The following is a 13,887-nucleotide window of genomic DNA, read 5'->3' as shown; positions in this document are numbered from 1 at the left end:
CAGCAGCGGGAGCACAAGCGATGGGCCTTTTGATCGACGGCAAGTGGCACGACAAGTGGTATGACACCAAATCCACCGGCGGCGCCTTCAAACGCAGCGAATCGCAGTTCCGCAACTGGATTACGGCTGACGGCAGCGCAGGCCCTTCGGGTGAAGGCGGCTTCAAGGCGGAAAGCGGGCGTTACCATCTCTATATTTCGCTGGCCTGCCCCTGGGCCCACCGCACCCTGATCTTCCGCAAACTGAAGGGGCTGGAAGAGCATATTTCCGTCTCCGCCGTGCATCCCGACATGCTGGGCGAGGGCTGGACCTTCGAGACGGATGACAACGGCGCCACCGGCGATGCGCTGTTTGGCAGCACGCATATGCATCAGATCTACACCCGCGCCGATGCCGGCTATACCGGCCGTGTGACGGTGCCTGTGCTGTGGGACAAACAGCAGAACACCATTGTCTCCAACGAAAGCTCCGAAATCATCCGGATGTTCAACGCGGCATTCAACGATATCACCGGCAACGATGATGACTATTGGCCCGAGGAGCTGCGCGAGCCGATCGAGGCGGTCAACGCCCGTATCTACGACAGTGTCAACAATGGCGTCTACAAATGCGGCTTTGCTACCACCCAGGAGGCCTATGACGCTGCCATCGGGCCGCTTTTCGACAGCCTGGACTGGCTGGAGGACCTGCTGTCGCAGCACCGCTATCTGCTGGGCGACCGGGTGACCGAGGCTGACTGGCGGCTGTTGACGACCCTGTTGCGCTTTGATCCAGTCTATCACGTGCATTTCAAATGCAACCGGAAGCGGCTGGTGGATTATCCAAACCTCTGGGCCTACGTCCGCGAGCTGTATCAATGGCCTGGCGTGGCGGAAACAGTCGGCATGCAGCACATCGTGCGCCACTATTACTACAGCCATGACACCATCAACCCGCACCGGATCATTCCGATCAATCCGGAGATCAACTGGATGGAGCCGCACCGTCGCGGATGAGCTGCAGCAATCTGACGCCAATTGGCGTCAGATTTGCAAATGCCGCGTCAAATAGGGAGTTCACGCACGGGCTAGGTTGCTTTATTAACCACTGTGTCTCATACGGCATCCGACCTGTTCGGAGAGAATGTTTCACCGGTGGCTTCCGCGATGCTTGACCCCCTGCTCGACAATGAAACTCCGCCCCGGGATCACGGCGGCAATCTGAGCGCCGCCATGGCTGAATTCGGCGGCGCCCGCAGCGGTTGGATGGACCTGTCCACGGGCATCAACCCGCATCCCTATCCGCTGCCGGAGTTCACCGCCGCGGATTGGAACGCCCTGCCGGATGCGGCTGCACTGGCGGAACTGGAACAGGCCGCACGGGCGTTCTGGAACATCCCGGACCAGGCAGCCCTGCTGGCTGCTCCCGGCGCCTCGGCTCTGATCGCAGCCATTCCGGCCCTGGCCGATCCGCGCTGGGTGCAGATCACCAAGCCGACCTACAACGAACACGCCGCCGCCTTTGAGGCCCGCGGCTGGATTATCCGCGTCGACGGCCCCGCCGAGGCCCGCGTGGCGGTGCACCCGAACAACCCCGACGGCCGTATGTGGCGCGAAGACCAGCTCAACGCGCCGCTCACCGTTATCGACGAGAGCTTCTGCGACGTCTGCCCAGGCGAGAGCCTGATCCGCATGGCCGCGCGCCCGGGCGTTGTTGTACTGAAGAGCTTTGGCAAGTTCTGGGGGCTTGCGGGAATGCGTCTGGGTTTTGCCATCGGCGACCCCAAGCTGATCAGCGAACTCTCCAGCTGGCAGGGCCCCTGGGCAGTCTCCGGCCCCGCCCTGCGCACTGGCGTTCTGGCGTTGCGGGATCAAGCCTGGGCCGAGACCACCCGCGCCAGGCTCGCACAGGATGCCGCCCGCTTGGACAAGATCGTGCTTGCCAAAGGCGCCAGCCTGGCGGGCGGTACCGATCTGTTCCGGCTATACAATGTGGATGATGCCGCCGCCTGGCAGCGCAAGCTGGCCCGGCATCAAATCTGGAGCCGCATCTTCCCCTATTCCAAAACCTATCTGCGCCTCGGCCTGCCGCCTGCAGACGGCTGGGAGCGCCTGGAGGCCGCATTATGACCACTGCCGCGATGCTGGTGATCGCCCTGCTGCTGGATGCCGTCTTTGGCGAGCCCAAGTGGCTGTGGTCCCGCGTCACCCACCCGGCAGTGCTGATGGGCAGGCTGGTCGGCTTTCTTGACCGCAAGCTCAACACGGGGCTCAGCCGCCGTGCCAATGGCGTGGCCGCCGCTGCGGTCCTGGTGCTGTGCGGCTTCGCTGCAGGCAAGCTGCTGTCGCTGCCCGGCGCCCTGGTGGAAATCCTGGTTGCGGCGGTCCTGATCGCCCAGCGGTCCCTGACTGAGCATGTGGCGGCGGTGGCCAAGGGGCTGCAGAGCAGCCTGGCTGAGGGCCGCAAAGCAGTCGCGATGATCGTCAGCCGTGACACGGACAGCATGACCGCCCCGCAGGCCGCCCGCTCGGCCGTCGAAAGCGGCGCCGAGAACATGTCGGACGGCGTCATCGCCCCGGCCTTTTGGTTCCTGATTGCCGGCCTTCCAGGGCTGATCATCTACAAGATGGTCAACACCGCCGACAGCATGATCGGCTACCGCAATGACCGGTATGAGGATTTCGGCTGGGCCTCTGCCCGGCTGGATGACCTGCTGAACCTGATCCCGGCCCGTCTGACCGGGCTGCTGATTGCCCTGGCCGGCGGCCAGCTGCAGCATTGGGGCGCAATTGCCGCGGACGCCCGCCAGCACCGCTCCCCCAATGCCGGCTGGCCCGAGGCTGCCATGGCCCGCGCCTTGGGCACGTCTTTGGCAGGCCCGCGCTCCTATGACGGGCAGATGCGCGACTTTGCTTGGGTCAACGCAAACGGCACCAAAAGCGCCAACGCCGAAACCATTACCCGTTCGGTCACCCTGCTGTGGCAGGCCTGGGGGCTTGCGATTGCCCTGACAGTTGCCATTTCGGTGATTTTCTAGCACATAAGATCCTGTGGGAGCGGTAAAACCAAGGAGCGCCAGAACCATGCGCCTATTGCCCTTCGTCCTCGCAGCTGGATTGCTGCCTGCGGCGGCAGCAGCCCAATGCGGCGGCGGTTTTCAGAATTTCGTCAAGCTGATGAAAGATGAGGCGGTTCAGGCCGGCTACGACACTGCCACGGTCAACGCGTTCTTTGCGGGCACCCGCCAGGACAACAGCGTGCTCAAGGCCGATCGCGGCCAGGGTGTGTTCCAGAAGCCTTTCATCGAGTTCTCCCGCCGGCTGATCTCGCAAAACCGGCTGAAGCGCGGACGCCAGATGGCGCAGAAACACGACGCCACCTTCAAACGGATCGAAAGCACCTATGGCATCGACCGCGGAGTGCTCCTGGCGTTTTGGGCGTTCGAGACCGATTACGGCGGCTACCAGGGCGATTTCAACACCCGCGACGCGCTGGTCACCCTGGCCCATGACTGCCGCCGCCCCGAGCTGTTCCGCCCGCAGGTGTTCTCGGCGCTGGAGCTGTTCAGCCAGGGCAACTTCGACCCCAAGCGCACCACCGGCGCCTGGGCGGGCGAGATCGGCATGGTGCAGATGCTGCCCGGCGACATTCTGGAACACGGCGTCGATGCCGATGGCGACGGCAAAGTCAGCCTGAAAACCTCAGCCCCCGACGCGCTGATGTCCGGCGCCCGGATGCTGTCGCATCTGGGCTGGCAGCCTGGCCAGCCCTGGCTGCAGGAAGTCACCATCCCTGAGGGGCTGGATCTGTCGCTGACCGGCACCGCCCGCAAGAAATCCGTTGCGCAGTGGCGAGACCTGGGTGTTGCCGCCCGCGATGGCGGACTGCCTGACAAGTCCATGCGCGCTTCGCTGCTGCTGCCGCAGGGGCACAAGGGGCCGGCCTTCCTCGCCTACCCGAATTTCGACGTCTACTTTGAGTGGAACCAGAGCTTTACCTATGTGCTGACGGCAGCCTATTTCGCCAACCGCCTGCAAGGTGCTGAAGTATATGACGCAGGCAAGCCCGAAAGCGGCCTCTCCAGCACTCAAATGAAGCAGCTGCAGCAAAAACTGCAGGCTCTGGGCCACAACGTGGGTAAGGTCGACGGCATCCTTGGCGCACGCACCAGGATCGCAGTGCAAAAGGAGCAAGCCCGCCTCGGCCTGCCCGCCGACGCCTGGCCGACCCCTGCGCTGCTGCAGCGGCTTTAACGCACCGGGAACCGCTCGCCCTTTTCGGTAATCAGGATCACCCGGCTGCCGTTGCGGACGTAAAGGTCGCAGCGGGCAAACCCGTTCGCAAAATCCACGCAGATGCTGCCGTCGCCTGCAATCCGGTAGGTGCCCCAGGCGGTGCCGCCGCCGTTCTCAGCCGAATAAGTGTAGGAATAGACACCATCCCGGCCGTAGAGCGACTCACCGCCGTCATAAAAGCGGAAGGATTGGCCCGGAAGCGCTTCCAGTTCTGCCTGTACAAAGGGGGTGTCGCCTGGGCGCAGCGTCCAGCTGCCTGCTGCTGCGGCTCCGGCCGCCAGGCAAAGAAAAAGGGGCATGATCCGTTTCATGCCCCAACCATAACGGCTGATCTTTCAGCCTGCTGTCACGTTCCGGTGACAGCGGGGTTTACCAGCCGATGAATTCTTCAAATTCGGTCATCCGCCGAGTCCAGAAACCCACGGCCTGAGCAAAATCATCCGGGTTCATGCCCTCTTTGCCGAGGAACACGTCCATCTCGATCCTGGCGGAGCCTTCTTCGGAGATATAGCCGCGGGCAAAGCGGTTCTCACGGTTCCACTCGTTGATCTTGGAGATACGTACGCCGCCATCGGTCTGATAGCCCGAGAAGAACTGAATTGCGTCGCAGTTGGTGTTGTTGTCGCAGCCGTAATAGTAGACCGAGAAATCGTTGCCGTAGTATTCGACCTTGAGGTTCGGATCGCCGACGCTGTCGGTGGTCACCTCAACCTGGGCACCTTCATCCTTGAAGAAATTGGCAACGCTGTCGCCAGTCTTGGCAACCACATTCTGGGCCGCGGCGGCCACCGGCATCACCAGCGCCGCGGCGGCGGCAATTGCTTTCAGCTTATTCATTTGTCACTCCACCAAAATTATCACTTTGCCAGGCACCGGCACCGATCCCCCCGGCGCCGCCTGCCTTTAAGCTACCATCGCCTCTGCCTTCTTCAGGTCAACCGAAACCAGCTGGCTGACACCTTTTTCCTGCATGGTGACGCCGAACAGCCGGTCCATCCGCGCCATCGTCACCGCGTGGTGGGTGATGATCAGGAAGCGGGTGTCGGTCTGGCGGCACATCTCGTCCAGCAGGTCGCAGAAGCGGGTCACATTGGCATCATCCAACGGCGCGTCGACCTCGTCCAGCACACAGATCGGCGCCGGGTTCGACAGGAACACCGCGAAGATCAGCGCCATCGCGGTCAGCGTCTGCTCACCGCCCGAAAGCAGCGAAAGGGTCGACAGTTTCTTGCCTGGCGGCTGGCACATGATCTCAAGCCCCGCATCCAGCGGGTCGTCGCTTTCGACCATCACCAGATTGGCCTCGCCGCCGCCGAACAGATGGGTGAACAGCATGGCAAAGCTGTTGTTCACCTGTTCAAACGCGGTCAGCAGCCGCTCACGGCCCTCGCGGTTGAGGCTGGCAATGCCATCGCGCAGAGTTTTCACAGCGCCTTCCAGATCCAGCTTCTCGGCAACCAGCGTGTCGTGTTCATTCTGCACCCCGCGGGCGTCTTCTTCGGCCCGCAGGTTGACCGCGCCCAAGGCATCGCGCTGACGCTTGTAGCGGTCCACGTCGTGCTCCAGGTCGTCCGATGGCGGCATCTCGTCCGGCGACACGCCGAGCTTTTCCAGCAAAGCCTGCGGCGTGATCTGCTGCGCCTCAATGATCCGCCCGGCAGCCTGCGCCACCGCATCCTTGGCGGCATCGCTGCGCGCCTCGGAACGGGCCCGCGCCTCGCGCGCTTCCGAGGCCAGCCGCTCGCATTCGCGCTCCTTGTGGACGGCCTCACGTAGTTCAGCTTCCGCTGCGATCAGCGCCTCGGTGGCGGCGGATTTGCGGGCTTCGGCTTCCGAGATCGCCTCGTTCAGTTCTTCCCGCTTTTCGGCAATCTCCGCCGGAACTGCATTGGCCTCTTCCAGCTCCTCCTGCGAGGCCTCGCGGCGTTCGGCCAGTTCCTCGATCCGTGCTTCGGCGCTTTCCAGACGGTGGCGCCAGCCCGAGAGCTCCTTGGTCACTTCCTGCGCGCGCTTGGTGCGGGCCTCGCCCTCGCGGCGCAGCTCGTCATGGCTGGAGCGGTGCGTCAGCATGGTGATCCGCGCCGCCTCAACCGCCTGTTTGATGTCCTCGACCGCTGTCCGCGCCTGATCCAGGTCGCCCAGATCCCCCAGCGCCTTCTCGGCCTCTTTCAGCTGCAGGCTGGCGTTCAGCGCGTCTTCCGCATGGCGGGAGACGGCAATGCCCAAGGTTTCCAGCTTGGCCTCGGCCAGATTGCGGTCGGCTTCCGCGCGGCTGAGAGCACGGGCCGCGTCCGCCACGCGCTGATCCGCCACCCGGCGCGCCTGGCGGGCGTTCTGGTCGGCCAGCGTAACCTCTTCCAGCTTGCGCAGCAGCATCTCATGCGCGGCGCGGGCGCCGTCGGCCTTGGCGCTGACGCGCTCCATCTCCTGCTTCAGCGCTTCCAGCTTGTTGAGCTGCTCCAGCCGCAGCGCTGCCGCGCTTGGCGCGTCTTCGGCCCAGGCGCGGTAGCCGTCCCAGCGCCACAGGTCGCCCTCTACCGTTACCAGCCGCTGGCCCGGGCGCAGCTGCGCCTGCAGGCCGGCTGCCGCGTCGCCATCCACTAGCCCGATCTGCGCCACCCGGCGCGACAGAGCTTCGGGGCCGGAGACAAACAGCGCCAGTGGCTGCACCCCGTCCGGCAATGGCGCATCGCGGTCATAGCCGGACAGGGCCACCCAGCCGGTCGGCCCGTCTTTCTCCGCCAAAGGTGCACGCAGATCATCGGCCAGCGCTGCGCCCAAGGCCTTCTCATAGCCCGGCGCCACGCTCAGCTCATCCAGGATCTGGCCGCCCTCAGCGGTGTCACGCTCCACCAGCTTGGCCAATGCGGTCACCTCGGCACGCAACGCGCCCAGCTCGCCCTCAGCTTCCGAGCGCTGCGAGCGCGCCTCCGCTTCGCGGGCCTGGGTTTCTGTGCGGGCCTCATCAGCGGCAGCCAGCGCCTCTTCGGCCAATTCAGAAGCCTCGCGGGCTTCTTCCTCAGCTGTCACCGCCGTCTCGAATTTCCCGGCGGCCAGTTCCAGCGCTTCCTGGGCTTCGGCCTGGGCACCGCGGGCTTTTTCCGCCTCGCCTTCCGAGCGGCCAAGCGCGCGCTGGCAATCCTCAACCGCACGGCGGGCCGACTGGTGGCGTGCGGCAAGACGTGCCACATCCTCGGTCACCTGCGCCAGATGATCCTCGCGCGCCTGCAGGATCGAACCCGCGTCGCGTGCCAATTCTGCAGCCTCGGCCAGCTTGCCGTCGTGGCCGTCGCCGGCCTTGGACAGCTCGCGCTGCTCCCACTCCAGCCGTTCGATGGTTTCGCCCGCGTCCTTGTTCAGGCCCGCCTCGCGTTCGATGTCGTTGCCGAGCTGCACAATCCGGTTGCTGAGCCGTTCAATGGTCTGGCGCGCCTGCGCCTCCTGATCGCCCAGCGAATCCCGCTGCACCACCAGCCGCTGCAGAATGGCCGCGGCAATGGCCTCTTCCTCGCGCAGCGGCGGCAGTTTTTCCTCAAAGGTGCCGCGCTGCGCCGCTGCGGCACGCACCAGCGCCTCAGCCTTGGCGGCTTGCTCGACCCGCACCCGCAGCTCATCCTCGGAGGCCAGCCGCGCCTCATCCGCCTCACGCCAGCGGCGATATAGCAGCATACCTTCGGCCAGCCGCAGCTTCTCGCCGATCTCGCGGTAGCGCTGCGCCTGCCGCGCCTGCTTGGCCAGCTGCGCCAGCTGTGCCGCCAGCTGCTCGATCACGTCATCGACGCGTAGCAGGTTGGCCTCGGTGTTCTTCAGCTTCAGCTCCGCTTCGTGGCGCCGCTGATAGAGGCCGGAGATCCCCGCCGCCTCTTCCAGAATGCGCCGCCGCGCCTTGGGCTTGGCGTTGATCAGCTCGGCAATCTGACCCTGCCGCACCAGTGCAGGCGAATGCGCGCCGGTGGAGGCATCGGCAAACAGCATCTGCACGTCGCGCGCCCGCACGTCCTTGCCGTTGGACTTATAGGCGCTGCCCACATCGCGGGTAATGCGGCGCACGATCTCCAGCGCATCCGCCTCATTGAAGCCCGAGGGTGCCAGCCGTTCCGAGTTGTCGATGTTGAGACTGACTTCGGCAAAATTGCGCGCGGGCCGCGAAGACGTGCCCGCAAAGATCACATCCTCCATGCCGCCGCCGCGCATCGCCTTGGCGCGGGTCTCGCCCATCACCCAGCGCAGGGCCTCGAGAAGATTGGATTTGCCGCAACCGTTTGGACCCACGACCCCTGTCAGCCCATCGGCAATGACCAGTTCGGTGGGATCAACAAAGCTTTTGAAGCCGTTCAGCCTAAGCTTGGAAAACCGCAAAGCTGCCCCTTCGTGATTCCGTATCGAGAAAGTTCAGCGGTTCCTACCCGTTGTGTCAACGCTTCGCACCCCCAAATCGGGGCGAAGTCGCCTCAATCGCCACCATATCTTGTGGATAACCCGCAGGATCCGGCGGTGTTTTGCCCAGATGCAGGCTTCAGCCCTCAGACGGACCGCAACAGCCGTCCCAGCCGGGCAATGCCTTCCTCAATCGCCGCATGGTTGGAATTGGAGAAGCTCAGCCGGATCGTATTGGCGCCGCTGCCATCGGCAAAAAACGCCTGCCCGGGGACAAAGGCCACCCTTTCCGTCTCCAGAGACCGGGCCAGCAAGGCGGCGCCGTCCGCGCCCTCCGGCAAGGTCATCCAGACAAACATACCGCCCTCGGGCCGGGTCCATTCCACGCCCTCCGGCATGTGCTCGTCCAGGGCCGCCAGCATCACATCGCGGCGGCGCTGGTATACCGCGTGCAACTGTTCGACATGCTCGTCGAAACAGGCCTCAGCCACGCTATGCACCGCCATCTGGTTGATCGTCGACGTATGCAGGTCCGCCGCCTGCTTCAGCAGCACCATCTGCGAGATCACCGGCTTGGCCGCCACCGCCCAACCCAGCCGCAGCCCCGGTGACAAGGTTTTGCTGAACGAGCCGCAATAGATGGTGCGGCAGTCCTCGATCGAGCCTTTCTGCTGCAGTTCCAGCGCCAGCACCGGCGGCACTGGCTCGCCATCGTAACGCAGCGACTGATAGGCGGCGTCTTCGATCACAGCGCAATCCAGCGTCTCTGCCAGCTCCAGCAGCCGCAACCGCCCGGCCCGGTCCAGGGTTTCGCCGGTCGGATTGGCGAAATCCGGCGAGAGATAGGCGAATTTCACCCTGCTGCCCGCCTCCGCCGCAGCCTCGGCATAGCTTTCGGGCAGACGGTTGGTCTTCAGGGCCAGCCGGTCATAGCGCGGCTCATAGGCGTTGAACGCCGCCAGCGCGCCCAGATAGGTCGGCCAGCCCACCAGTGCGGTATCGCCGGGCGTCAGGAACAGCTTGCCCAGGTAATCCAGCGCCTGCTGCGAGCCGGAAGTGATCAGCACGTTGTCCGCATCGCAAGCGATGCCGATTTTCGCCATCTCGCCCACGATCCATTCACGCAGCGGCAGGTAGCCCTCGCTGATCGAATACTGCAGCGCCAGCGCCTGCTGTTCCGGGGTCAACGCATTCTTGAACGCCTCGGCAAAATCATCCGCCGGGAACAGCGCCGGGTCCGGGATACCGCCGGCAAAGGAGATGATGTCAGGCTGGTCGAGCAGTTTCAGCAGTTCGCGGATTTCCGACGCCTTCATCCGCGCGTTCCGGGTGGCAAAAATCTGGTCTAACTGCATGGCTCTCTCCCCGCTCATGATCTAGCGTCACGGTACGGGCACGCAAATTAATGTCAACAATACTGACCTATTGTTACAGCCTTCGTGAACACCCCGCCTTGCGGCGTCTGCTCAAGCGTGGTCATATGATTTGACCAATTTCCACGAGCCCGCGCATGCCGTTCCAGAAAGTCCAGCCCGAGAAACTCTCTGCCTCCGTTATCAAACAGATCGAGCAGCTGATCCTGCGCGGCATCCTGACACCGGGCGAACGCCTGCCATCCGAGCGCGAACTGGCGGAGCGCCTGGGCGTTTCACGCCCGTCCCTGCGAGAGGCCATCGGCGAGTTGCAGGACCGCGGTCTTTTGGCTTCCAAAGCGGGCTCCGGCGTGTTTGTGGCGGATGTCTTGGGGTCCGCCTTTTCGCCGTCGCTGATCCAGCTCTTTGCCACTCATGACGAGGCGGTGTTCGACTATCTCTCCTTCCGCCGCGACATGGAGGGGCTGGCCGCCGAACGCGCTGCCCGCTTTGGCTCGGACTATGACCTGCAGGTGATCCAGGCAATCTTTGACAAGATGGAAGCGGCCGGTAATCCGGCTGAATCCGAGGAAGCCGCTCAGCTCGATGCCCAGTTCCACTCTGCTATCATGGATGCCAGCCACAACGTGATCATGCTGCATATGATGCGCTCGATGTTCGATCTCCTGCGAGAGGGCGTCTTCTACAACCGCAAGATCATGTTCCAGCAGCACACATCCTACGAGGCGATCCTGGAACAGCACCGCGCCATCAACGCCGCCCTGCAGGCCCGTGACCCGAAAGCCGCCCGGTCAGCGGTGGAAACCCATCTGGACTACGTCAAGCAGGCCCTCACCGACCACCAGCGCGCCGAGCGAAATGCTGAAGTGGCTCGGCAGCGGCTGCAGCATGAGACAGGTAAGGGGTGACAGCAGACGGCGGGCAAAGTGCCCACCCTGCGCAGGATGAGCGTCTTCGCCTGTCATCCTTATTGAGAGCCCCTTGTAAGCCAGGGCAAGCTTTCAGACCTGCTCGGGATGCCCGTCAGACTGAGGAGCATCATCGCAGATCTTATACCAGGACGGGATTTCGCAAACGAACTCATGGAACTGGTTTTTCAGGCCGCAATCGGTATCCAATGCGTTTGCGGATACCGGAAAACTGTCCTCATCCGAGAGGATCTCGCCAAGAGAAGTGCCGCAAAGTGCGCAAAAGCACCTGCCATATTTGTAAGGGGCCTCAGGCTGGTACAGCTTAACGTGTTCTTTCCCTTGCACCCATTTTAAGTCGCCCTTTTTGACAAAGACGATGGCACTGGCCCCAGCTTTGCGGCAGCGGGAGCAATGGCAGGTTCCCATCGTTGACGGTACTGACAGCAGTTCAAATTTCACCGCTTCACAGCAACAGCTTCCTTTAATCATCGTCTTGATCCCCCTTGCTTGCCATTAATCAAGGAAGAACATTACAGGAACATCCGAAGGTAAACAAGATCAAGTCCGGCGCTGCCCCGGCCATACAGACGAGAGGCAGCCGGTGAGGCCGGGTTTGGTTTTCAGCTTCGCCTTGATCCTGCTGCGGCAAGGCGGGTGCGGCCGCCGGAACTGCTTGACCGCCCGGTACGGCCACCGCCCATATTTTAGCGTCCCAGCGCCCGGATGTGGCCGTCAATCGCCTCCAGGCGCGTTGCGTGGTTCGGGTGCGAGGACAGCCACTCCGGCGGCTCGCCCGCTTGGCCCTGGACCTCGGCGAAGAACCTCTTCAGCCCCTCAGGGTCATAACCCGCCCGGTCTGCCAGGCGGACGCCATATGAATCCGCCGAGGCCTCGTGCCCGCGGCCGTAGCGCAGCGACAAAAGAACATTGCCCTCCAGCAGCACGTCTTCCATCAGCGGGCCGGTCTCGCCTGCCAGAAAGGCCACCACCACATACAGCCCGATCGAGCGGTAAAGCTGTTTCAGCCCGTGCTGCTCGGCTACATGGCCGATCTCGTGGCCCAGAACGCCAGCCAGAACGTCCTCGTCCGGGAACTGCTCAACAAAGGCATCCGTCATCACCACCGTGCCGCCTGGCAGCGCCAGGGCATTGGGGCCCATCCCAGGCATGTCCCGGAACAGCAGCTGGAAACCGGCGCCTTTGGGAGGCTCCCCTGCATGGGCCAGCAGTGTTTCGAACACTTCCGTGACACGCGCCTGCTCCTGCTTGCTGAGCCCGGTCGGCTCCGCCAAGGCATAGTCGATGGTCTGCACCATGCCGCTGTCAATTTGCTGCACCGCCACCGCGGGCGTGATCATAACCGCCGCTGCAACCAGCATATCCAGTCCATAGCGCCAGACCAGCCAGATCCCTGCCAGAGCCGCCGCCGCTACCGCGATCAGCCGCGGTCGGAATTGCTCCATGGAATGCAGCCAGGAGCCGCGCACAGGTCCGGTCAGAGCTTCGATGGCTGCGTGGTCTTCGGTTTCAAACACAGTGCCGTCGGGAAACTCCAGCCGCCGCGGCTGGCGTCCAAGCCGCGCATCAATGCGGAGTTCGGTCAAAGCTGCGGCAGCCAGGACCCTGCCTTCGGAATCGAGAACTTCTGCTTGGCAGCCTGCCAGCAGCCCGGTCTCCTCCGGCGCGGCACTGCAACGGCACGCCAGACGGGCGGCATAAATCCGTGACGAGAGGGGCGCGTAGGCACGCCCCTCCACTGCGGTGTTTAGTCTGCAGCCGGCTGCCATTTAGACCGGCAGCCCGACATCGATGCCTTCGATATCCGCATAGGCATCCCCCAAAGCGGAGGTCTTGGTTTGCTGGGTTCCGACAAACTCATCCAGCGAGCCGCCCAGGGCCACGCCTGTGTGCCCCGCCAGGTAGCGTGCCAGGCGCACCTGCGCCCAGGGCAGCATCAGGCCCAAGGTCAGCGCGACCGCCAGCAAGTTGGTCACTGCGATCCACAGAAGCGCCCTGGCACTGACATTCGAACGGAACCGGTGCCCGCCGGCCAGGACCGTATGGTTGTAGACCGCATTGCGGACCAGCGCCTGATAGAGCACCGCAGCCGGCAGAACGCCAATGAAGAAGACGCCATAGAACCCAGCAATCCAGATCAGCACTTCTTCCGGATCGGGGTTTTGGTTCGTCATCACCTGGAAGACCGAATCCTGCGCGAACACGAACAGAACCGCACCCACGGCAAGGAACCAGGCAAGCGCTGCAAACAGCGCCGTGTAAAACGGCTTCAGCGGCGCATCCAGCACAAACGGGGCTGTGCCCAGTTTGTGGTTGTTGATTGAAAACCGCTTAATCGCGCGCTCCAGCATCGGGAAGGTCGTGTAAAGCGTCAGTGCGGTCAGAATGGGGTAGATGAGGAAGACCACAAAGGCACTGCCGGCACCGCCGGTGAAATTGAACCGCACGTTCGAAAAGCTCGACATTCTGGCATTGAACATCATCGCGCGCACAATCAGCCAGGGAATGGCTACGATCAGCAAAGGCAGCACAACCACGGCCGACATTGGAAACAGGCCGATGATGACATTGAGGACGATATACGCGCCAACGACAATCAGCCGGCCAATCAGGATCTGGCCGCCGGTGGCGTGGTAGTCAAAATTGCGCCCTTCAATATAAGTGTTGTTGTAGAAGTATTTATTCCTGCGCACCTTGGCCCAGGCCGAATAAATGCCCAGGGTCAGAATGCTGAGCAGCAGGTTGACGATCCAGATGCCGAACCATTCCTTGGCATTGCCCCTGAATTCAAAACCGGTTGCAGACTTCTCCATTAAATCCTCGCTTGAAAAATGATAGTTGAAAGATGGCAAAGCATTGCGCTCCGATGACCGCAACTCAACTTGCAGTAAAGTCAGTTATTCCCTACCTCCACCTCTGCGGCCAGATCTCAAA

Annotated in this window: 12 protein-coding genes; 5 read left to right on the top strand and 7 right to left on the bottom strand. The window is 63.1% G+C overall.

From position 1 onward, the window contains the following. Positions 1-20 precede the first annotated feature (20 nt). From RA19_RS02085 to RA19_RS02070, 4 genes are all read left to right on the top strand, one after another. A complete protein-coding gene (locus RA19_RS02085; RefSeq protein ID WP_039159119.1) occupies positions 21-995 on the top strand; it encodes a glutathione S-transferase family protein in 975 nt (324 codons plus the stop codon). Positions 996-1,145: 150 nt separating this feature from the next. Beyond that, positions 1,146-2,108, top strand: coding sequence for an aminotransferase class I/II-fold pyridoxal phosphate-dependent enzyme (locus RA19_RS02080; protein ID WP_039159117.1), 963 nt, complete (start codon positions 1,146-1,148; stop codon positions 2,106-2,108). Beyond that, entirely contained in the window at positions 2,105-3,016 is a 912-nt protein-coding gene (gene cbiB / locus RA19_RS02075; protein WP_039159114.1) for an adenosylcobinamide-phosphate synthase CbiB, read from the top strand. Before RA19_RS02080 ends, cbiB begins: the two co-directional genes overlap by 4 nt. Positions 3,017-3,062: 46 nt before the next feature. Continuing rightward, the gene (locus tag RA19_RS02070) at positions 3,063-4,232 is read left to right on the top strand and encodes a lytic murein transglycosylase (RefSeq protein ID WP_039159112.1); all 1,170 of its coding nucleotides are present in this window, start codon (positions 3,063-3,065) and stop codon (positions 4,230-4,232) included. Here RA19_RS02070 and RA19_RS02065 read toward each other — a convergent pair. The 4 genes from RA19_RS02065 to RA19_RS02050 all read right to left on the bottom strand — a co-directional run bounded on the left by RA19_RS02065 (position 4,229) and on the right by RA19_RS02050 (position 10,006). Beyond that, positions 4,229-4,585 carry a hypothetical protein gene (locus RA19_RS02065; RefSeq protein ID WP_039159109.1) on the bottom strand — a complete coding sequence of 119 codons (357 nt, stop codon included), beginning with the start codon at positions 4,583-4,585 and terminating at the stop codon, positions 4,229-4,231. The two genes, RA19_RS02070 and RA19_RS02065, sit on opposite strands and share 4 nt — an antisense overlap. A gap of 58 nt (positions 4,586-4,643) precedes the next feature. After that, positions 4,644-5,111: a YbjN domain-containing protein gene (locus RA19_RS02060; RefSeq protein ID WP_039159103.1), complete on the bottom strand. Its 468-nt coding sequence runs from the start codon at positions 5,109-5,111 to the stop codon at positions 4,644-4,646. A gap of 66 nt (positions 5,112-5,177) precedes the next feature. Next, entirely contained in the window at positions 5,178-8,633 is a 3,456-nt protein-coding gene (locus tag RA19_RS02055) for a chromosome segregation SMC family protein (protein ID WP_039159101.1), read from the bottom strand. Between the two features lie 164 nt (positions 8,634-8,797). Beyond that, the gene (locus tag RA19_RS02050) at positions 8,798-10,006 is read right to left on the bottom strand and encodes an aminotransferase-like domain-containing protein (RefSeq protein WP_039159099.1); all 1,209 of its coding nucleotides are present in this window, start codon (positions 10,004-10,006) and stop codon (positions 8,798-8,800) included. Positions 10,007-10,161: 155 nt separating this feature from the next. On the opposite strand from RA19_RS02050, the gene RA19_RS02045 reads away from it, so the two are divergent. Beyond that, complete coding sequence (locus tag RA19_RS02045) at positions 10,162-10,932, top strand: FadR/GntR family transcriptional regulator (protein WP_039159097.1); 771 nt, start codon at positions 10,162-10,164, stop codon at positions 10,930-10,932. Between the two features lie 93 nt (positions 10,933-11,025). Here RA19_RS02045 and RA19_RS26020 read toward each other — a convergent pair whose 3' ends face one another. The 3 genes from RA19_RS26020 to RA19_RS02030 all read right to left on the bottom strand — a co-directional run bounded on the left by RA19_RS26020 (position 11,026) and on the right by RA19_RS02030 (position 13,766). Further along, positions 11,026-11,424 (bottom strand): GFA family protein, encoded by a 399-nt coding sequence (locus tag RA19_RS26020; RefSeq protein WP_082020430.1) that lies wholly within the window; start codon positions 11,422-11,424, stop codon positions 11,026-11,028. Between the two features lie 215 nt (positions 11,425-11,639). Next, on the bottom strand, positions 11,640-12,722 hold the full coding sequence (locus tag RA19_RS02035) for a M48 family metallopeptidase (RefSeq protein ID WP_052261607.1): 1,083 nt from the start codon (positions 12,720-12,722) through the stop codon (positions 11,640-11,642). Beyond that, the gene (locus RA19_RS02030) at positions 12,723-13,766 is read right to left on the bottom strand and encodes a YjgN family protein (RefSeq protein ID WP_052261606.1); all 1,044 of its coding nucleotides are present in this window, start codon (positions 13,764-13,766) and stop codon (positions 12,723-12,725) included. Positions 13,767-13,887 lie beyond the last annotated feature (121 nt).

It is taken from the genome of Leisingera sp. ANG-M1 (assembly GCF_000813745.1).
GTDB lineage: Bacteria > Pseudomonadota > Alphaproteobacteria > Rhodobacterales > Rhodobacteraceae > Leisingera.
Note: the sequence above shows the minus strand (reverse complement) of the source record. Positions and strands in the feature narration are given on the sequence as shown.